The 19,869-nt window shown below is 42.8% G+C and carries 19 protein-coding genes; 14 read left to right on the top strand and 5 right to left on the bottom strand.

Annotated elements, in window-relative coordinates:
• Nucleotides 1-6: 6 nt before the first annotated feature.
• The 12 genes from MSG93_RS05945 to MSG93_RS05890 all read left to right on the top strand — a co-directional run bounded on the left by MSG93_RS05945 (nucleotide 7) and on the right by MSG93_RS05890 (nucleotide 12,564).
• Entirely contained in the window at nucleotides 7-300 is a 294-nt protein-coding gene (locus tag MSG93_RS05945; RefSeq protein WP_324620942.1) for a hypothetical protein, read from the top strand.
• A gap of 1 nt (nucleotide 301) precedes the next feature.
• Nucleotides 302-1,825: a PepSY-associated TM helix domain-containing protein gene (locus MSG93_RS05940; RefSeq protein WP_324620941.1), complete on the top strand. Its 1,524-nt coding sequence runs from the start codon at nucleotides 302-304 to the stop codon at nucleotides 1,823-1,825.
• Nucleotides 1,822-2,154: a hypothetical protein gene (locus MSG93_RS05935; protein ID WP_324620940.1), complete on the top strand. Its 333-nt coding sequence runs from the start codon at nucleotides 1,822-1,824 to the stop codon at nucleotides 2,152-2,154. Before MSG93_RS05940 ends, MSG93_RS05935 begins: the two co-directional genes overlap by 4 nt.
• 147 nt (nucleotides 2,155-2,301) lie before the next feature.
• Nucleotides 2,302-2,937 (top strand): GNAT family N-acetyltransferase, encoded by a 636-nt coding sequence (locus MSG93_RS05930; protein WP_324620939.1) that lies wholly within the window; start codon nucleotides 2,302-2,304, stop codon nucleotides 2,935-2,937.
• Nucleotides 2,938-3,172: 235 nt separating this feature from the next.
• A complete protein-coding gene (locus tag MSG93_RS05925; protein WP_324620938.1) occupies nucleotides 3,173-4,483 on the top strand; it encodes an MFS transporter in 1,311 nt (436 codons plus the stop codon).
• A gap of 342 nt (nucleotides 4,484-4,825) precedes the next feature.
• On the top strand, nucleotides 4,826-6,955 hold the full coding sequence (gene mtlD, locus MSG93_RS05920; RefSeq protein ID WP_262753718.1) for a bifunctional mannitol-1-phosphate dehydrogenase/phosphatase: 2,130 nt from the start codon (nucleotides 4,826-4,828) through the stop codon (nucleotides 6,953-6,955).
• Nucleotides 6,956-7,214: 259 nt separating this feature from the next.
• Nucleotides 7,215-7,838 (top strand): 2'-5' RNA ligase family protein, encoded by a 624-nt coding sequence (locus MSG93_RS05915; RefSeq protein WP_324620937.1) that lies wholly within the window; start codon nucleotides 7,215-7,217, stop codon nucleotides 7,836-7,838.
• 2 nt (nucleotides 7,839-7,840) lie between these two features.
• Nucleotides 7,841-8,359 carry a bifunctional adenosylcobinamide kinase/adenosylcobinamide-phosphate guanylyltransferase gene (gene cobU / locus MSG93_RS05910; RefSeq protein ID WP_324620936.1) on the top strand — a complete coding sequence of 173 codons (519 nt, stop codon included), beginning with the start codon at nucleotides 7,841-7,843 and terminating at the stop codon, nucleotides 8,357-8,359.
• Nucleotide 8,360: 1 nt separating this feature from the next.
• A complete protein-coding gene (gene cobT / locus MSG93_RS05905) occupies nucleotides 8,361-9,431 on the top strand; it encodes a nicotinate-nucleotide--dimethylbenzimidazole phosphoribosyltransferase (RefSeq protein WP_420714299.1) in 1,071 nt (356 codons plus the stop codon).
• Entirely contained in the window at nucleotides 9,421-10,026 is a 606-nt protein-coding gene (locus MSG93_RS05900) for a histidine phosphatase family protein (protein ID WP_324620934.1), read from the top strand. The genes cobT and MSG93_RS05900 overlap by 11 nt, the downstream gene beginning before the upstream one ends.
• Before the next feature lie 111 nt (nucleotides 10,027-10,137).
• A complete protein-coding gene (locus MSG93_RS05895) occupies nucleotides 10,138-11,721 on the top strand; it encodes a histidine-type phosphatase (protein WP_324620933.1) in 1,584 nt (527 codons plus the stop codon).
• Nucleotides 11,722-11,820: 99 nt separating this feature from the next.
• Nucleotides 11,821-12,564: an adenosylcobinamide-GDP ribazoletransferase gene (locus MSG93_RS05890; protein ID WP_324620932.1), complete on the top strand. Its 744-nt coding sequence runs from the start codon at nucleotides 11,821-11,823 to the stop codon at nucleotides 12,562-12,564.
• Between the two features lie 58 nt (nucleotides 12,565-12,622).
• On the opposite strand, the gene MSG93_RS05885 is transcribed toward MSG93_RS05890, so the two are convergent.
• From MSG93_RS05885 to MSG93_RS05865, 5 genes are all read right to left on the bottom strand, one after another.
• Nucleotides 12,623-14,086: a PepSY domain-containing protein gene (locus MSG93_RS05885; protein WP_324620931.1), complete on the bottom strand. Its 1,464-nt coding sequence runs from the start codon at nucleotides 14,084-14,086 to the stop codon at nucleotides 12,623-12,625.
• Nucleotides 14,087-14,089: 3 nt separating this feature from the next.
• Nucleotides 14,090-16,201, bottom strand: coding sequence for a TonB-dependent receptor (locus MSG93_RS05880; RefSeq protein ID WP_324620930.1), 2,112 nt, complete (start codon nucleotides 16,199-16,201; stop codon nucleotides 14,090-14,092).
• A gap of 73 nt (nucleotides 16,202-16,274) precedes the next feature.
• On the bottom strand, nucleotides 16,275-16,778 hold the full coding sequence (locus MSG93_RS05875) for a hypothetical protein (protein WP_324620929.1): 504 nt from the start codon (nucleotides 16,776-16,778) through the stop codon (nucleotides 16,275-16,277).
• Between the two features lie 128 nt (nucleotides 16,779-16,906).
• Nucleotides 16,907-17,998: a 3-deoxy-7-phosphoheptulonate synthase gene (locus MSG93_RS05870; protein ID WP_005285707.1), complete on the bottom strand. Its 1,092-nt coding sequence runs from the start codon at nucleotides 17,996-17,998 to the stop codon at nucleotides 16,907-16,909.
• 118 nt (nucleotides 17,999-18,116) lie between these two features.
• Entirely contained in the window at nucleotides 18,117-19,004 is an 888-nt protein-coding gene (locus tag MSG93_RS05865; RefSeq protein WP_324620928.1) for a sulfite exporter TauE/SafE family protein, read from the bottom strand.
• 215 nt (nucleotides 19,005-19,219) lie between these two features.
• On the opposite strand from MSG93_RS05865, the gene MSG93_RS05860 reads away from it, so the two are divergent.
• Both MSG93_RS05860 and MSG93_RS05855 read left to right on the top strand, forming a co-directional pair.
• Complete coding sequence (locus tag MSG93_RS05860; protein ID WP_324620926.1) at nucleotides 19,220-19,594, top strand: hypothetical protein; 375 nt, start codon at nucleotides 19,220-19,222, stop codon at nucleotides 19,592-19,594.
• Between the two features lie 36 nt (nucleotides 19,595-19,630).
• On the top strand, nucleotides 19,631-19,819 hold the full coding sequence (locus MSG93_RS05855) for a hypothetical protein (RefSeq protein ID WP_324620925.1): 189 nt from the start codon (nucleotides 19,631-19,633) through the stop codon (nucleotides 19,817-19,819).
• Nucleotides 19,820-19,869: the final 50 nt, after the last annotated feature.

The following is a 19,869-nucleotide window of genomic DNA, read 5'->3' as shown; positions in this document are numbered from 1 at the left end:
ATACCGATGCGCCGTACAGAACAACAAGAACCTTTTAACTTAACTTATCGCAGCGTTTTTTTTATCTGCCTGGCTGCCTATTGTTATAGTTCCTGGCTCAGTCTGGTTTTAACGGATTGGCTCCCTTTTGCCAAAGCTGAAAATGTCTATTTTGCAGTTTTTCTCAGTTTCATCTTTTTTATCTTTTACGTGATATTGACCAGTGCAATCGTGTCTAGACGCTGGTTCTGGATCATCAATAGCTCAGGCATCTTATTACTGGCAAGCTACTGGCTCATGCGCAAGTGGGGAGTCGGTTAAGATGAATTTTCGTCAAATACAGGCCATTCTGCATCGCTGGTTTGGCATTATGGTGTTATGGGGCATCTTTTTTATTTTCTTAACCGGGTCGATTGCCTATTTTCGTACAGAAATTAATGTCTGGGCACAACCTGAGGCGCTCAGCCAGATTCAGAGCCTACCCACTCCCCAGACTTCGGCACAAACGGCATTTAACTATCTTAACCAGCACGCCGCTGATGCAAAAAGATGGCGTGTGACCGTTGCCAGTGAACGTATGCCGGTCAATCTGCTCCAATGGCAGGACCAGACAGGCAAACACCAACAGCTACAAAATCCCGTAACAGGGCAGTTACTCCAACCCGTACGCCAGTCCTTGGCCGGCGATTTCTTTTTTAAATTGCATTACACCTTATATCCTCTGCCGAGCAAGATCGGCAGTTTCATTGTGGCGATTGTCGCCCTGATCTTATTAATCAGTTTGATTACGGGGGTGATCACGCATAAAAAGATCATTAAAGAATTTTTTGTGTTTCGTGCCTTTAAAGGCCAGCGTTCCTTGCTTGATCTGCATCATATAACAGGAGTGATTACATTTCCTTTTTATCTGGTGATGGCATTTACCGGGCTACTGATTTTATTTTATCTGGTCTTGCCGTGGGGGCTATCCAAACACTATGCACAAGACGGTATACCCCAGTTCTATAATGAGATGCAGTTTGTAAAGATGGCAAAACCGCAACCGTCCTCGTCTCAGCACAACATGCAGCCATTTGAACGCTTTATTCAACAATTGCCCGCGCAGGCACAAACAGGCGCAATACTCGATAAATTTGAAGTACAGAAACCGAATACGCCAGAGGCGATGATCACCTTTGATTATAATTATAAAAATATTATCACCTTAAATACGCCACAATATATTTTTGCAGCCCATACTGCCGAGCCACTGGCTCAACCCCGAAACTTATCTGCCATTGCTCAACTGGCTTCATCTTCTTACGGAATTCATCTGGGTTATTTCGCCTCGTACTGGATGCGTTTGATCCTGTCGGTGATGGGAATTATGGGATGTGTAATGTTGGCCGCAGGTGCCTTGCTGTGGCAGAAAAAACGCATGAAAGAAGCGCATGCTTTTAGCTATAAGCTGGTCCAGCATCTCAACTTTTTTACCTTCCTTGGGCTGCCGCTGGCCTGCGCCAGTTATCTATTGGCAGGACGATTGTTGCCTGCAGCATTTGAACCGAGAGAGAGTTATGAAGTCTCTGCCTTTTATCTCACCTGGTTGTTGAGCTTGCTTATCAGTTTGCTGCTGCGTACCCGAACGGCTATGTTACTGGTATTGGCAATGACAGCAGCGGTTCTCTTCTTGATTCCTATCAGTAGTTTTGTGAGGGTACCAGAGGCTGCTTTATGGCAGAGTCTCAGCCATTCGCGTTGGTCACTGGCTGGGGTAGATTTGGTGCTGCTCGTGATGGGTGGGCTTTATCTCGGTGCAATTCATTTTTATCTGTCCAGATTTAAACCTGCAGGAGCCTCAACATGAGTTTTGCAGCACTTTGCTCGGCCTTGGTTGCTTTTATACAAGGCTGCATGCTGAGTCAGTATGGACAGAAGCAACTGCAATATGCATGGTTGAATGCAAGCAGGAGAAAGTTGTTGGGTTTTTCGGCCATCATTTTTCTAGCATGTTCTTTGGGACTGAACTGTTGGTCTGAAGGCAGCTCAATTGGGCCACTCAGCTGGGTATTTGTGATCTTACCCGCAGCCTTCTTTTTGCAGGTGCTGGGTTTTTATCTGTTTAGAAAATACTTTGTACAGATCTGGTGCTGTGCAATGCTGGCTGCGCTTATTTTTAGCTTAACTGGCAATTAAATATGTAGCGTATTCAATGGCTAAGGGTTGTTTTAACGATTTTTTACCAGATTCCGTTCATTAACAAAAAACAAGAAAAACAACAGTTGTTGTCTTAATAAAATTGATTATCATTATCATCTAATATTAAAGGCAAGGAATATCTGCATGCTTACATTGTCACAAAAACTTCCTGATTATTTTGAGTATTATGAAGACGGGACACAATATTACTTACGCCAAGTTCAATATCCGCAGGATATTCCTTTATTGCATCAATGGATGCATGAACCCCATGTGATTCCACAGTGGCAACTGAACAAGACTGAACTTGAGCTGCAGGTCTACTTTGACAAAATGTTGGCCGATGACCATCAACGCTTACTGATTGTCGGTGTCGATGGTAAAGATGTGGGTTATACCGAAATTTATGAAGGGAAGCGTGATCGTTTAGGTCGTTACTATGAAGGTGATGATAATGATCTGGGCTGGCATTTACTGTTCGGTGATAAGTCGGTTTTTGGTAAAGGCTTTTTAAGACCAACCATCCGTTTATTGAGTTTCTATATTTTTGAAAATTCGCCTGCACACAAAATTGTAGGGGAGCCAGACCACACGGTAAAACCTTATGCAGCGGTTGTTGCTGATCTTTGTTATGAAAGTCAGCGTCTCATCCCGATGCCTGAAAAAACAGCCATGCTCTATTACTGTTTTAGAGAAACGTTTTACGACAAGTTTGGCGAGTATTATACCAATTCACAACAGCATAGCCAGCAGCAGACTCAAGATTTAAGCCTGACTTAAACTGAATTTAAGCTTTAAATTGAAGATAAGCCTCAACGGATGTTGAGGTTTTTTTATGTAGAAAACATCATTTTAAAAATAAACAATATATTGATATATAAAATTAAAAAGTATTTTTGATGAATAAAACAACATATTGTTATTTGCTGAATTTACGAATATCATAACTAAATTACGAATAAAGTAATAATGGATTGAAAAATTATAGTTAAAGCAACATGGAGAAGGAATCACCATGAAAGAAGTTGCATTAAATGATTTGATTGACCAGCAACGTGTCGGACCTTATCAAAAATTTATTCTATTTACCTGCTTATTGCTGATGATCATGGATGGCTATGACATTCAGGCCATGGCCTATGCCGCGCCGATGATTATCGAGGCGTGGGGTGTCGAAAAAACCATGTTGGGTGTGGTGTTTAGCGCCAGTTTGTTTGGATTGTTTGTGGGTTCATTTGTTTTAAGTTCACTGTCGGACCGTTATGGTCGCCGTCCGATCTTGTTGATCTCAACGTTAGTATTCTCTGTACTGATGTTATGGACACCCCATGTTGCCAATATTGAACAACTTGCGGTCATACGTTTTATTACGGGCATTTTCTTAGGCGGCATCATGCCGAATGCCATGGCCTATAGCTCTGAAATTGTGCCCAATAAATATCGTATTTTGACCATGATGGTAATTTCTTGTGGTTATACAGTCGGTGCCATGCTGGGTGGAGGAATTTCTGCTTTACTTACGCCCATAGGCGGATGGCAGGCCATTTTTTATTTTGGCGGTATTATACCGTTATTCATTTTCTTTATCATGCTGTTTAAGTTACCGGAATCACTGTATTTCTTAGGTGAAAATAAAAAGAATGAGCAAACGATTCTATTCTGGCTGAAGAAGTTTTATCCGGCATTGGAACTCAACACAGCAACTCAAATAATTGGCAATAGCGGCCCTAAAATCAAAAAATCACCTTTGGAATTATTTAAAAATAAGCGTGCTTTTTTTACCTACTCGATCTGGGTGATCAGTATCTTGAATATGATCAGTCTGTATTTCCTTGCCAACTGGTTACCGACCTTATCCAAAGAGTCAGGACTCTCCTTGAATCATGCCCTGATGATTGGTTCAACCTTGCAACTGGGCGGGACCATTGGCAGTATTGTAATGGGCTTAAAAATTGACAAGATCGGTTTTTATAAGGTTTTAGTTCCTGCCTTTCTGGTCGCCACTGTCAGTGTGGCTTTGATTGGTTATTCGGTTACTCATATTGCCTTGCTCTATGTGGTTATTTTTATTGCCGGCTTTGCCATTGTCGGCGGACAACCCGCCATTAATGCCTTGTCTGCCAGCTATTATCCAGTTTCATTGCGCACTACAGGTGTGGGCTGGAGTATTGGCATTGCCCGATTAGGCTCAGTGATCGGGCCTTTATTCGGTGGATATCTGGCTAAATCACTGATCATCACTCATTTATTTGTGATTGCAGCAGTTCCATCTGTCTGTGTGATTGTGATGTTACTGGTTCAAGCCAAATATCGGGTAGAGGTCTGAATTTTGAGGCCGCCAGGTGCGCTTTTTATTTCCCAACTGAATCCAGTTATTTGGAGCAGGATTAAATCTTCATCACTCATAAGTAATATTCGACGTTCTGTATCTCATGGTTGAGTGGTGATTGTTTTGGTGGATGTCATCTTATAAAACAAGTTGAATAAAAAACGATCACTATTTTGTAGCAGATGCAAGTAATCTTTACAAATTTAGTCAACAATACGCCGAAAAAAAATAACTTTAGGTTGATTTTTGATCAAATTTATTTCATTTGTTTACCATCGCCAATTTGTCATGTTTTTTTGGTTAACCTAAGGAACGCAAGAACAAAACAAAGGAGTAAAGATGCTGATTTTTCACGATTATCCTGTTCAGGGAGCACTTTTTGATATGGATGGCACAATGTTTGATACTGAGCGATTACGCTTTCAGACATTAAAACAGGCCTCTCAAGAGCTCATTGGACAGGAATTTTCCGATGAATATTTAATGCAGTGTCTTGGACTCAGTGCACAAACAGCCGAACAGCTTGCCCAGCGCTTTTATGGGGAGGATGTTCCGTATAAAGCCATCCGAAAACGAGCAGATGAACTTGAACTAGAATCGGTTCGTCATAATGGTGTACCCATTAAGAAAGGTCTGATTCAGGTACTGGAACGACTACGCAAATCTGGCCTGCGTATGGCTGTAGCAACATCCAGTCGCCGGGCAATTGCCGAAGAATATCTGATCAATGCCAATGTCTATAAATTTTTTGATCTGCTGGTCTGTGGTGATGAAGTCGAAAAAGGCAAACCGCATCCTGAAATTTTTATCAAAGCCGCACAAAAATTAAATTTGCAACCGCAACAATGTCTGATGTTTGAGGATTCGGAAAACGGGATCTGTTCAGCCTGTGATGCGGGCGGCATCACGATTTTATTTAAAGACATCAAAGAACCGAATGACAGCATGCTGGCCAAGGCAAATTTCTATTATCAGGATATGTATGAATGCCTGAATGCGCTGGACCAGTATATTCCTGAAATGGGCATGCCGCAGTTGCAAGAACCATTTCCGCAAAGTATCAATCAACTCACTGTCGGGATTCATGGTTTTGGCGCCATTGGTGGCGGTTATATCGCACAGGTATTGTCACATTGGGATGGGTTTACCCGACCCCAGCGTATTCTCGCTTCGACCAGAAACCGATTATATCTGGAATCGGTCAACAGCTTCGGTAGTTACAGTATTCGTTATGGACAGTCCTCCTATGATGAACGGATTGAAAATCTGACGGTGATTGATGCTGACAATGAACAGCACATGCTGGAGATGTATATGCATTCCAGCCTGATCGCGCTGTGTTTGCCTGAACAGGCCATTGCATCCGAAGCTAGAACAATTGCGAGGGGATTATTGGCACGCTTCATGTCGCAGGATACGCAGCAGCATGAGCCGATTACCTTTTTGATTATTCTGAATAAAGTCTGTGCAAAATATCTGGTCCTGAAAAATATCCGTGAAGCTTTGCTTGAAATCACCGATGAGGATATCGCAGAGCACATTCTTAGTGAGCACTATTTTTGCGATACCGTGGTCAACCGAATGGTTGCCAAGCTTTCCGATCAAGCCTTATATCGTCAGCTGAATATCAAGCATCGTTTATTCAAACAATACCAATCTGACCTGAATGAAGAAGCCATCGAGCTTTCAGATGAAACCGCACTGACCGAGAAACAGGAACAGCAAATGACTGACTGTTTATCGGATATGCGTGGACAGTTTCAGGCGGGGCAGTTTTTGCAGAATATGGATCTGATTCTGTTCCATAGCGAAACCGATATGCCGATTTATGTGGAAAACCGTAGTCCGATCTTGAGTAAAATGCGGCAAATGATTCTGGTGGAGCAAATTTCTGATATCCAGATCATTAAAAACCGTTTGTGGAACGGCTGCCATGCCATGACCGCCTGGTATGCCAGCATGCATGGTCATGACATGATCGGGATTGCACTGGCTGATGCCAAGATCAAGAAATATGTGGAACAGCTGGTTGAGGAAGTCAAACTTGGTTTAGCCAATATTGTGCCCAATCAGGCCAAAGAGCTGGACCGGATGGCGGAAAGCTTTCTGCATTCCTGTCGCTCAGCCTATAAAGATACTTGTGAACGGGTGGCACGCGATCCGCTTAGAAAACTAAGCTTTAATGAACGCGTATTCGGTAGTCTGGAAAATCATATCCAGCAGCAATTGCCTTATCAAAAGATTGTGCAAGGTGCAATCTATGGATATGTCTATGCCTTAAAACAGCTAGAAATTGAGGAGCTGGAGATTGTGCAGCATATTGGTAAAAATATTGAAATGATGGATATTAATACCAGTCAAAAGAAAGCAGTATTAGATATGCTGTATCAAGGTATTCAGGCAGAATTGCATGACGATACCTTTCGCTATGATCTAAATGAAAACCAAGCCAAGTCTGCGCTGGTTTAGCATTGCAATCCATAGACAAGCCAAGATCGTGAGCGCTAACACAGCTTTAAACCTATAAAGTTGTGTTAGCTTTACGGCGCTAGCTTTGTCAAGTTGAACGTTGGGCCAGATCATTTAACTGACCGCGTATGCAGATATGCTTGATTGACGTTATTCCTAATAAAAACTGTGACAATATTGAAAGAGATGCACAAGTATTCCATTTTTTCCTAAGCTTATGTTTTAATCCTAAAATCTATATTCTTGACTGCATATTGTTGTGTTATTGCAATCCGCTACCCAAATGTGTCCGACCATAGTTCGGGATTATCCGGAATGGCATCTGGGACGTTCAGACTATGCACTTTGGTATATTGAAGTTGATCAGCCTGAGCTGATTCAATATTTAGATGAAATTCAAACCCGGTTTTCAGACCTGCTTCTGCCGAAACAACAACGTCAATATCATATTACCTTATTCGTCTGCGGTTTCTTGCAGCCTGCTGTTAAACAATACAATGACGATTTTCAGATACAACAATTACAACAGCAGATTAAACTGCTTGAAGCATTACCGCTCACAGCTTTTCAGCTGGAAATTACACACATTGATAGCTTTAGCAGTGCCTTGTTCTTACAGATCCAAGATCAGCAGGGCGTACTGGGCCAAATTCGTCAACAATTTGCTCAAGTCTCAGCAGAGATCGCAGCACTTGAATATTGTCCGCATATCACTTTAGGTTTGTATCGTGAAGCGTGGCCGAGTGATAGAGTATTGCAGCGGATACAACAACTTCCGCTCAAAAGCATCAAGATTCAGGTCAAAAAACTGACTTTCGGCTATTATAAGGCACAGATTTTACAAGGATTACTGTATCCTTATCAGCAAATTGAACTAGGTTAGATATGTTGCAACTGATTTTAGGTGGGGCACGCTCAGGTAAAAGCCGTTTGGCAGAACAAATCGCCAAGGATTCGGGGTTATCCGTCATTTATATGGCGACGGCGCAAGCCTTAGATGAAGAAATGCAGCAGCGTATTAAGCATCATCAACAACAACGTCCAGCTCATTGGCAAGTGCTTGAAGAACCGATTTATCTTGCCGACCGGCTTTTGCAATTGGACCAGCCCAATCAGCTGATTTTGGTGGATTGTCTGACTTTATGGTTGACCAATCTATTGTTGGCTGAAGATCACGCCTTGCAGCAGCTACAGATGCAAAAATTATTCGAGGTCTTACCGCAACTCCACTCGCAAATTGTTCTGGTCAGTAATGAAACCGGGCTTGGGGTTGTACCAATGGGGGAAATCAGCCGTCGTTTTGTCGATGAAGCAGGGCGCTTGCATCAGACTCTGGGTCAACTCGCCCACAAAGTCATGTTTTGTGTCGCAGGCTTTCCAATGATTTTAAAAGATGAGAAATAACATGACTGAACAAGTGCAATGGTTTTTAGTAGCAGTACAACAACCAGATTTAGATGCCAAACAACAAGCTGAACAACGTCAACTGCAATTGACCAAACCTACAGGGGCTTTGGGGCAACTTGAGCAGCTAGCCATTCAATTGGCGAGCTTACAGGGCACGGGACATCCTCAGATTCAACAGCCTTGGATTACGATTTTTGCAGGCGATCATGGGGTGGTTGCAGAAAATATTTCGGCTTATCCGCAAGCGGTAACCCGTCAGATGCTGCAAAATTTTGCCTCAGGTGGTGCAGCCATCAGTGTTATTGCCAAACATCATCATGCACATTTACAAGTGGTGGATTGTGGTACGGTGGGTGAAGCCTATGAATATGTTGGTGTTGAACGGCATTGTATTCGTGCAGGCACAGCCAATTTTGCCCAACAAGCTGCAATGACGGAACAGGAATGCTTAGCAGCCTTGCAACTGGGTAAAGACAGTGTGGATCGCGCCAAAGCTCAAGCTGCCGATATTTTTATTGCAGGTGAAATGGGGATTGGAAATACCTGTTCAGCTTCAGCACTGGCGTGTTTATTGTTGAATGAAGATGCTGCCCAACTGACGGGTGTGGGTACAGGCATTACGAATCAGCAACTACAACATAAGATCAATGTGATTGATCAAGCGGTGAAGCGGCATCAAGTAAATGTTACCGGCGATGCTTTAAAAATCTTGGCTGCAGTTGGTGGTCTGGAAATTGCTGCAATGACGGGGGCTTATATCCGTTGTGCACAACTTGGTTTGCCAATCGTGGTGGATGGTTTTATCAGCTCGGTTGCCGCTTTATGCGCGGTACGCATCCAACCGCAAAGTCGAGCATGGATGTTATTTGGACATCAATCGGCTGAATATGGTCATCAGCGTGTGCTAAAAGCCTTAGAAGCTCAGCCTATTTTAAATATGAATTTGCGTCTTGGCGAAGGCAGTGGTGCAGGAGCCGCACTGTCGATGCTGCAGCTGGCTTGTGTGTTGCATAACCAAATGGCGACCTTTGCTGAAGCTGCTGTGACCGGTGATAAAGTTGCACCTTGATTTACTGCGGCATGGTGAAACCACGCTGAGCCATACCTTGCGTGGGCATCTCGATGATGCCTTGACTGAACAGGGTTGGTTGCAAATGCAATCCACCATTCAGCAGTATCTTGATGCTCAGGTACACTGGGATGTGATCATCAGCTCGCCCTTGCAACGCTGCCAAAACTTTGCGGCAGCATTAGCCGAACAACTCGAATTGCCCTTATTACTCAAGGCTGAAATCAAGGAAATGTATTTTGGTGATTGGGAGGGCGTTTCTACCCAAACTATTTATGAAAATGGGCCTGAGTTATTAGCAAATTTCTGGCAATTTCCAACGCAATATCATGCCCCTAATGGAGAGTCATTGCATCAATTCCAGCAACGTGTCCTGCATGGTTTTAATGAAATTTATGTTCAAATGCAGCAACACAACTGGAACAAGGCATTGATTGTGACACACGGCGGGGTGATTAAGTTGCTGACTTGTCTGGCCCGTCAGCAAAAGCTGGATGATCTATTAACCATGCCCGCAGAGTTAGGCAAATTGTATGCTTTAAATCTAACTCAGGTTGATGCTCAACTTCATTTTTCTGAACGGACAGCAACTTAGTAGTCATAAAATCTTATTTTATTTCCAGTATTTGCTTGGTTGATGTAATCGAACTGTCATTGCCACTGCCTATGATACAGGACAATTTCTTGAGCAATAAATCGATCATCTATGAAGATATTATTAAAAAGCAGTATGTTATGCGCGAGTATTTTATTGGCAGCCTGCAATAACGATGACCAGCAACACTACCCGACATCCCCTGAAACCAGTAGCCCATTAAAATATTATCAAACTAAAAACCCTTATCAGCCTCAGCAAGACCTAAACAAATACCAAGCGACTCCACCAGGCTTTCAGCCAGTATTTACAGAACTGGTGGCTCGTCATGGCTCACGCGGTTTATCCAGCATGAAATATGATTTAGCACTCTATAACTTGTGGAAACAGGCCAAAGCTGAACAGGCACTCACGCCTTTGGGCGAAAAGCTGGGTGCAGATTTAGAAAGCATGATGAAAGCCAATATTCTGCTGGGTTATGGGGTAGAGGGCATTCGTCAGTTTGGCTATGGTAACGAATCCATGACCGGTATTCAGGAGCATCGTGGCATTGCAGATCGCTTATTAAAACGCTTACCCGATCTATTTAAAGCTGCCTCGACCCAACCAGCTTCAATTTTAGTGCAAAGTTCAGGCGTAGACCGTGCGGTGGACAGTGCAAAGTTCTTTACTGCTGAACTGATTCAACAGCAACCACAATTAAAGACTCACATTACCCCAATTTCATACACCAGTTTAGCCAGTAGCAACGTGCCATCGATTGAAGATGGCGGGATGGACCGTTTTAAGCTTTATTTTCATAGTTTGAATAAAGAACAAGATTTAGTACAGCCTTTATCAGCACAACAACAGGCCATTTACGATGCCAGTCAGGCGTATCAGCATTTTGAAGAAGATGATACAGATCTGGCCAATAAACTGGATGAACTTGCGAAAAATAGTCACGCTGAACAAGTGGCAAAGAGCGTATTGAATCCACTGTTCAAAGCAGAATTCATTCAAAAACTGGGGAACACAGGCTATATATTTAGCAATAACGGTTCATATAGCGTCACTTCACCTAAAGGTGAAATCATCACTGAAAAAGGTAAGGGCAAAAATAGTATTGCCAGTGCTGTGGATGCTGCAGCCTATGTATATGAGTTATATTCAATATCAGGCGGTATGAAAACTGAACTAAAAGGTGTTGATTTTGATCAGTATATGCCTGTAGATGCAGCAAAATTTTATGCTGAATATAATGATGCCAATGATTTTTATAGCAAAGGGCCAAGTTTTACTGAATCGAAAAACGTCACCAGTGCAATGGCTCAAGGTCTAAAGCAGGACCTATTTAAACAGGTTGATGCGATTGTGGATCAGCAGCAAGCACATCGTGCGGTATTACGTTTTGCGCATGCCGAAATCATCATTCCATTGGCGACTAGTTTAGAGTTGCACAACATGATGCAGCCTTTACCTTTACGTCAAACCTATAGCTACAATAACAACACTTGGCGAGGTGAGGTGGTGTCACCTATGGCAGCGAATTTACAATGGGATATTTATCAAGACAAGCAAGGCACAACCTTGGTGAAGATGTTCTATAACGAGAAAGAAACCTTATTTAAGTCGAGTTGTAACTACGCACGTTATAGCAACAACAGTTTTTATTATGATTATTTGAAGCTTAAACAATGTTATCAAATTCAATAATCTAAGATATTCGGTCTTTTCATTTGGGAATCGCTTGCTATTCCCAATTTTATTTCTTCATAATTCAGGCATGAAAACCCGTTGTCATTGAGAGGTTGCATGACACCTTTTTGGATTGCCTTGCAGTTTTTGACTGTTTTACCCATTGAACTCAAAACGATGCCAAGCGCAAAGCAGAATGGTCAGGCCATGCTGTTTTATCCTTTGGTGGGTGTATTACTTGGTCTCATTTTGTTTGCATTTGCCATGTTACTGGTAAAGCTTCCGATCATCTTGAGTGCAGCCCTGATTCTCGTACTCTGGATTTGGCTGACAGGTGGCTTACATCTGGATGGTTTAGCGGATACCGCAGACGCATGGGTCGGTGGATTTGGTGATCCTGAACGAACCTTGAATATCATGAAAGACCCTGCATGTGGCCCAATCGGGGTGCTGAGTTTAGTTGTGGTCTGCTTGCTAAAATTTGTGGCCTTATACGTTTTGCTTGAACAACACATGGCTGCTTTTTTAATTGTCTTGCCCATGCTTGGGCGCAGTGTGCCGCTGTTTTTATTCCTCACCACACCTTATATCCGTGCTCAAGGCTTAGGCCGTTCAATGACAGATTTCATGCCAAAAAAGCGACTTTGGATGGTTTTTGTCATTACAATTGCATTACTTTGTATGTTTAAGCAGCTTGGACTAATTGCTTTAGTGGTTTTTTTAGTGATGCTCTTTTATATGCGATCATTATTTATTAAACGAATCGGCGGGATTACTGGGGATACTGTAGGCGCTGCCATTGAGCTGGCTGAAACGGGCGTGCTCCTCAGTGCTGTGATTGCCTCGTTCTATATGATTTAAAAAATTAATTGCCTGAGGTGGCGTGATCCTCCTTAAAAGAAGGATCACTTGAATAATGTTAGCGTTTACGCAATTGAACCAGGAAGCCCAACACAGTGAGTAAGGCAACCAGTGCTGCAAGCGTGCCCAAGATGATATCTCGAAGCGTCTTATCTATCGGCAACCAAGTCCATTTATGCAAATAAGCAAAACTAAAGCCTTCCAAAGCATCCTGTTGCGTGACCTGAGCTGCAATCATGCCGCTGCTCGGTTCAATATACAGTCTGAGTTGATTCTCTAACTGAGTTTCAACCTTGATCACGGGTAAGCGTTTGTTGATAAACCCATATTCTCCTCCAAAACTTGTCACCCATGAGGCTTGTTGAACTTGTTCTGGTTGTAAAGCTAAATAGCTAGCAGCTAATTGTTTGCTTTGATTAAGAATATCAAGCGCTTTACCATTATCTACATCGACAAACTGAATCGCGGGAGCTGCTATATGAGATGCGTGATGATCATGCACTTTGCTTGCCGCGGTCATGCTGCCTTGTAAAGGGCTTTGTCCAATGGCTTGAATCATCCATGCAGCACGGGTATGTGTCTGGCTAAAGATGGTTGGAACCAGATCCAGACGCTGAATGGGCTGCTGAGTGACCTGCTGCCATGCTTCGGTACTTAAATCGGCAGTATGAAACACAGGTTGAATATTTTTTATATCAGGCTTTTTTTGCCAAATATGATAGAAACCACTGAGCACCCAAAGCAGAATAAACACGCTTAAACTGATACCTAAATAGCGATGTAGAAAACGGATCGGTTTTTGCCCTAGACGGTGATTACGCCGATTATGAATCTTAAAGAATAGGCCAATGCCCATAACAAGCATGCACAGTATGCCAATCAAGGCGATCTGCATGAGGACAGCTTGGCCCGTCCAGGCCTGATCACCCCAGGTCCAGGTATGACCTAAGCGGAAGATTTTTGCCATCCACATCTTTTGATCATTAGACAGCGTGGCCAGTCGTGCTTGTGCAGGATCAACATAAGCACGTAAACCATTTTGAAAATCAACACGCCAAACAGGCAGTAAACGATTGACACTTGGATAATCATCACTGAATGCGGTGATGATTTGGCTGGATACAATTTCCTGTTGAGAGAGTCCCGTGTACCAGCGTGCCAAACGCTCGGCATCTTGTTGTTCCGCATTACTTAGCAATTGGCCGGTCTGACTGTCATAGTATTCCGCCACCTTTTGATTGGGCTGTAATATGCGATAGACAGTATGCTGAGCTTCTAATTCAATTACCTGTAAGGCTGAAAATTGCGCGATTTGATGTTGCTTCAGAACATCCGTTGCTGCTAAGGCGTGTGTTAAATTCAGTTGTTGGGATGGTGGCATTCGTTTTACAGGCTGGGGTTGTGTTGCACTCATGATTGGATGCAACACACCTGTTAAAGACCAGAGTAAAACGAGAACGCCCAACACCATCCCAAAACTACGGTGCAATGACAGTAGTTTTTTCAGTTGTTTGGCATTCATTGCTTATTTCCCAAAATGGTAACTTAAACCTAATAAATAGGTTCGTGGTGCAGCGGGGGTATAACTGACTTGGTTATTACTAAATGAGGTACTTTCCGCATAATGCTGATCTGTGGCATTGAGAATTTGCCCATAGATTTCATAAGCATTTTTACGGTAATTGGCACGTAGGTTCAGCAAAGTATGACCATCGTACTTTTCCGTGTTGGCATCATTGATCCAGTAAGCGCCGACATAAACCGCTTCTGCAGAAAGTAATAGCTCAGGTATTGGCTTGATCTGATATTCAAGCGTACCAAATGTTTTCGGCGCACTCGGCATGGTGTTGCCGCTATAATCTAAAACACTCGACGGTTGAAACTGCTGATACTCATGTTTGGCCACACTGCCTGAGAGCTTTAAGCGCTGATCATATAAATCACTGAGCTTCCAGGTTCCTCCAATTTCAATTCCCTGATGTAAGGTTTTACCTGTGTTGCGTGGTTCGCGTGTGTTATCTGGCTTGGTATAGCTCATCACTTCATCTTCACCTTCTAAGCGATATAACGTGATTTCACCGTCTAAGCGATCATCCAGTAATTTAAAGCGCAGACCTGCATCGATATTATTAAATGTGGCTTCTTTCAAGTCCGGTGTCACCAGATTCGCACCATATAAACTGCTGACTTCGGGTGGTACAAAACCTTGTGACCAATTGCTATAAAGGTCAATCGCAGGCGTCAGGTTCCAGACAAAACCGAGTTGAGGACTGGCTTTATGAAAATCGCGTTTCTCATTCGGTGCGCCTGTGGTTTTTGACGGAGTTAATTTGTTTTCATAGTCATAACTGATCCAGTCATAGCGTGCACCACCGACGAGATTTAAAGTCGGTAACACTTGCCAATTGGCTTGTGCATAGACCGCCTGATTATTGACGTCTACATTAAAGTCACGTAAGCGCTGGCGTTGTTGATAACCGGTATAGACCAAGCTATTCGGGTCACGAAATACTTGGATATCATTGGTTCTGGCTTGGTTGGGAGAATGGTCAATCATTGCCCCAACAATCAGTTTGACCTGATCCAATGTTGCTGAATGCTGCGCATTTAAACCATAGGACTGAAAAGCGTTATAGGTGGTTTGTCCGCTATAAGTACCCGTCGGTTTGCCATTTTTAACATCGGTACGGATGTTATAACTTGGATTCTGTTCGGTAGTATTGTCTCGATAATACAAGGTGACTTGGCTTTGTTGCTGATTATTCCATTGATGGTTAATTTGAGAAGAAAGCCGCGTGGCATCCACTTCACGATAGGTAAAGGTTTGGTAGCTGTATCCTGGACGTTTGCGGTAATCATCCAGATTTAAGCTACCGGTCATATCCGCTTTTAAATGATTATAGCTGAAGATATTTTTGATTTGGGTGGCATCAGAGATGCGCCAGTCATGTCTGAGCGTCACACTCTGTTTATTGCTTTCAGCATGATCTTGCCAGCTATTACCACGATCACTGGCATAGGCTGAAACTCTTAAACCATGCTCGCCCCAGTCGCTATCAAAGGTATTGGATGCACCGATATCGACACGGCGATATCCTTCAGAACTGGCACTAATCCCAAGGTCGGCCGTGGGCGTAGCACTTGGAGCTTTGGTCAGAAAATTAAGGGTTCCGCCAATCGCATTGCTGCCATATAAGCTACTGGCAGGGCCGCGTAAAATTTCGATGCTATCAATGCCCGCCAGATTCACTTCATACAAGGCATTGTGGTTAAACACACCCACAGGGCGAATCGAGACACCATCTTCTAGATATTGATAAACGGCTGCTGTGGTCATCGGTTGGCGAATGGACATCATATGCTGTTCATTGCCCAAGTCGTTCATTAACACACCTGGAGTTTGATTCAGCACCTGTCCAATAAAGGTTGCATGTTTATCTTCGATGTCCTTGCTGTTAATTTTACTAATCGCAGCAGGGGTATTATTAATCGATTCACCTTCACGACTTGCGGTGACCACAATGGTGGCTAAGGTTTTGGTCGTATCAGGCAGTGCAGTTTCAGCAAAAGCAGCGGAACTATAGCCAACAGACAGGCACGCAGCCGTTAATACAGACAAACGGAATTGAGTATTCATGTTGAACTCTATAAAAAGCAAGAACTAAGGACGTACCAACGTTATTTACGGGGTACGAAGTAAAATTTGCGATTTATAAAGCGAGTGGCGGGGCTTGTTTGATTGGAAAAATATAGAAGATGCGGGTGATGTGCAGATCTTCTGTCCAAGAATGGCACAGGCAGCGAACGCGACTGAACCAAGCCAGTAGAAATATAATAATGAATGCAATCAGCGGGACGATCGCAGCAGCATCGAGGCCATGGGAACATAAAGGACAATACTTCATGATCTGGCTTGCAAGTGCAAAAACTTGCTGTGCATATTCACTCAGTTGGGCATGTTTGGCATGCTGGAGCTGCGGTCCGTGATGCATGTCATGCATGCCGTGTTGATGATGACCGGAATGGGTTTGAGACATCAACGAGACATGTTGAATTTCAGTGACCTGGCAATGGCTTGGCATTGCATAAAGTGCAGGTACGACGCCTGTATGGACCATCGTTGGTAAGAAGATATGCCAGAGTAAACATAGCAAAGTCACCGCGCCAAAATAGGCACGCCACTTAAGCAAATGTTGACGAAAACTGGACTTCATATCAGCGATACGTCGTAGGAGAAATGTGGCAGCAGTATAATGAAAATAAGAGGTTAGTTCAAAACATATCCGTGTAGTTCAAAACAAAAAACAGGCTCATAAGAGCCTGTTTTACATCTATTTAAAGATTAACGATTAGGTAAAACATCTTTTAATGCTTCATGCATTTCGAGTAGGGCTTTTTCTGTAGTTTCCCAGTCAATACAGCCATCAGTCACTGATTTACCATATTCAAGGTCAGATAGGTTTTCAGGAATATCCTGACGACCACCTTTTAAGTGACTCTCCACCATGATCCCAACAATTGATTTATTGCCATCAAGGATTTGTTCTGTAATGTTTTTCAACACCAAAGGTTGTAAGTACGGGTCTTTATTTGAATTGGCATGGCTGGTATCAATCATGATCTTGTTGCTGACTTTGGCTTTTGCCAACGCAGCTTCAGCTTCTGCAACTGAAGTGGCATCATAGTTCGGCTTGCCGTTACCGCCACGTAATACCACGTGTGCGTACGGGTTACCTTTGGTATTGATAATTGCAACCTGACCATTTTCATTCAGGCCCAAGAAGCTGTGACCATGTTTAACTGACTGCATCGCATTGGTTGCAACGGTTAAGCCGCCATCAGTACCATTTTTGAAGCCGACAGGAGATGAAAGGCCAGAAGACATTTCACGGTGAGTCTGGCTTTCAGTGGTACGTGCACCAATTGCAGACCATGAAATCAAGTCTTGATAATATTGTGGTGAGTTCGGATCAAGTGCTTCCGTCGCGCAAGGTAATCCTTTTTCATTCAAATCAATCAATAAGCCGCGACCAATATGCAAGCCTTTTTCAATATTGAAAGAGTCATTCATGTCAGGGTCATTGATTAAACCTTTCCAACCTACTGTGGTACGCGGTTTTTCAAAATAAACACGCATCACCAGATATAAAGTGTCTTTTACTTTTTCGCTAAGAACCTTAAGGCGATCAGCATATTCATGTGCAGCTTTAGGATCGTGGATTGAGCATGGGCCAATCACGACAAATAAACGTTTGTCATTGCCATCTAAAATGTTGCGTACAGTTGCACGTCCTTGTAACACAGTTTGAGACGCAGCCTCAGATAATGGAAGATCAGCTTTCAATTCTGCTGGTGTAATCAGCGTTTGAATGCTTTTAATGTTTACATCATCGATATCGGGCTGAGAAACTGGATTTGACTGTAGAGTATTCATTGCTGTCACAAATTCAATCGAAAAAAGAGGTTATTTTGTCTGCGAATATAGCATGAAATGCCGACCGGTTAACTAGCAATAACGATAATTTATGCAGAAAGCAGCGGCATTTGTTCGCTTAAACAATTGTTGTTGAATGACTTGTCTGCTGTACAACGACAGCCTGATGCATCTCAACTGGCTTCGGTTTGGCTTTTACCGGGTTCACAATAAAGTTCACGCCCAAAGCAAATAAGGTAATCCCTAAAATTTTACGAATCAGTCTTTCTGGCATACGTGAGCTGATTAAAGTCCCGACAATAATGGCCGGGATAGAACCGACCAATAACCACATCAACAGGCTAAAGTCGACATTACCTGAAGACATGTGGCTAAGGCCTGCAACTGCTGTCAGTAATACCGCATGAACCACGTCTGAACCAATGATACGGATCATGGGTAAATTCGGGAACATGAGGACCAATGCCATGATACCAAAGGCACCGGCACCCACAGATGACAGGGTAACAAAGATACCTAATACGATTCCCATAATGACAATGTAATGACGTTTGTGTTGCAAAGCATGTTGCTCGCTTTCCATATTCGCTTGCTCACGGTTACGGAAACGGTCAAACAGCTTTTCAATTTTTGTACGGAAAACAATTGAAATACCCGTCAACGTCAACATAAAGCCCAAGACCATGGTCAGCACAGCTTTATAATGCGTTGATTGGCTTAAGTAATGTTCGAGTACCCAAGACGTCGCAAATGATGCAGGAATACTGCCTAAGGCAAGCCAGAGGACAATAGGCCAGACAATATTCAGTTTTTTGGCATGAACAACTGAACCGCAGAATTTAGAGATTGAGGCATAAAGTAGATCGGTACCAATGGCAATATGAGGTTCGATCTTAAACAGACTGATCAGGATAGGGGTCATGAGTGAACCACCGCCGACACCTGTGATACCGACACAGAAGCCAACCAATACCCCAGCCATAATAAATTCTATAGGACCAAACATCGACAATATGCCTAATTATGCAAAAATCAGCATATCTTATGCTTTTTTGAGATAACTCGTTGTGATGAATAATGATTTGCTTATGCAAAAAAAAGCTAAAGAAACCTAATTTTCTGGTTTTTTAAGCCATCTTTATGCTGATCAGCTTGCATTCTGAACTGCGAGTGGTTTATTTTGAGACTTATACACGGATTGTATGTTTGATCATTTCGCTTATGTCTATTTTCCTTCGAAGTCTCATTTCATTGCTGATTGCTATGGGTTTGATCACCAATAGCTATGCGATGGCTGTGTCTATGAATGAGGTGAATCAACCTGTCGTAGAGCACGTCATTGCAAATCACGATGCAATGTCAGATTGTGGAATGTCTAGGATGACGGAGCATGACCGGATGGACAGTGGCAAAATGGATACATCACACTGTCAAAAGAGTCTGTGCTGTGTTGCTGCAACATTTGAATACAGCCATCATTCCATTGAACGAAGCATACAATCCATTAAAACAGCAAATTCAGCCTATGTAGATCAATTGACTTTAGGCATTTATCAGTTACCTTATCGCCCTCCAAATCATGTCCTGTTTTTATAAATTCAAATTTCTTATTGTTATTTCAAGGACATGACCATGTTTAATATTAAAACCGTATTGCTTTCAACACTATTATTGGCCATGACTGTACCTGCTTTTGCTGCAAGTGATTGCTGTAAAGAAAAACAGGCCACCACAAAAAAAAATTGCTGTGAAAAGATGAAATGTTGTGATGACAAAGATAAAACGGCTGCTCAGGAAGACCATAGCCATCACGGGCATTAATTTTTAGCCATAAAGCTATCCTTGGCAAAAGTTAAGGATAGCTGTTGTAT

The sequence above is a fragment of the Acinetobacter sp. IK40 genome (genome assembly GCF_035615075.1).
Lineage (GTDB): Bacteria > Pseudomonadota > Gammaproteobacteria > Pseudomonadales > Moraxellaceae > Acinetobacter > Acinetobacter courvalinii.
The sequence above is the reverse complement of the archived record's forward strand: the minus strand, read 5'-3'. Positions and strand labels throughout refer to the sequence as shown.

What these genes read in the sequence shown, in the direction of transcription:
- MSG93_RS05885 (WP_324620931.1), bottom strand. Translation starts at nt 14,086, where the DNA reads ATGAATGCCAAACAACTGAAAAAACTACTGTCATTGCACCGTAGTTTT.
- MSG93_RS05940 (WP_324620941.1), top strand. Translation starts at nt 302, where the DNA reads ATGAATTTTCGTCAAATACAGGCCATTCTGCATCGCTGGTTTGGCATT.
- cobU (WP_324620936.1), top strand. Translation starts at nt 7,841, where the DNA reads ATGTTGCAACTGATTTTAGGTGGGGCACGCTCAGGTAAAAGCCGTTTG.
- MSG93_RS05865 (WP_324620928.1), bottom strand. Translation starts at nt 19,004, where the DNA reads ATGTTTGGTCCTATAGAATTTATTATGGCTGGGGTATTGGTTGGCTTC.
- MSG93_RS05875 (WP_324620929.1), bottom strand. Translation starts at nt 16,778, where the DNA reads ATGAAGTCCAGTTTTCGTCAACATTTGCTTAAGTGGCGTGCCTATTTT.
- mtlD (WP_262753718.1), top strand. Translation starts at nt 4,826, where the DNA reads ATGCTGATTTTTCACGATTATCCTGTTCAGGGAGCACTTTTTGATATG.
- MSG93_RS05855 (WP_324620925.1), top strand. Translation starts at nt 19,631, where the DNA reads ATGTTTAATATTAAAACCGTATTGCTTTCAACACTATTATTGGCCATG.
- MSG93_RS05860 (WP_324620926.1), top strand. Translation starts at nt 19,220, where the DNA reads ATGTCTATTTTCCTTCGAAGTCTCATTTCATTGCTGATTGCTATGGGT.
- cobT (WP_420714299.1), top strand. Translation starts at nt 8,361, where the DNA reads ATGACTGAACAAGTGCAATGGTTTTTAGTAGCAGTACAACAACCAGAT.
- MSG93_RS05880 (WP_324620930.1), bottom strand. Translation starts at nt 16,201, where the DNA reads ATGAATACTCAATTCCGTTTGTCTGTATTAACGGCTGCGTGCCTGTCT.
- MSG93_RS05935 (WP_324620940.1), top strand. Translation starts at nt 1,822, where the DNA reads ATGAGTTTTGCAGCACTTTGCTCGGCCTTGGTTGCTTTTATACAAGGC.
- MSG93_RS05925 (WP_324620938.1), top strand. Translation starts at nt 3,173, where the DNA reads ATGAAAGAAGTTGCATTAAATGATTTGATTGACCAGCAACGTGTCGGA.
- MSG93_RS05945 (WP_324620942.1), top strand. Translation starts at nt 7, where the DNA reads ATGCGCCGTACAGAACAACAAGAACCTTTTAACTTAACTTATCGCAGC.
- MSG93_RS05890 (WP_324620932.1), top strand. Translation starts at nt 11,821, where the DNA reads ATGACACCTTTTTGGATTGCCTTGCAGTTTTTGACTGTTTTACCCATT.
- MSG93_RS05870 (WP_005285707.1), bottom strand. Translation starts at nt 17,998, where the DNA reads ATGAATACTCTACAGTCAAATCCAGTTTCTCAGCCCGATATCGATGAT.
- MSG93_RS05930 (WP_324620939.1), top strand. Translation starts at nt 2,302, where the DNA reads ATGCTTACATTGTCACAAAAACTTCCTGATTATTTTGAGTATTATGAA.
- MSG93_RS05895 (WP_324620933.1), top strand. Translation starts at nt 10,138, where the DNA reads ATGAAGATATTATTAAAAAGCAGTATGTTATGCGCGAGTATTTTATTG.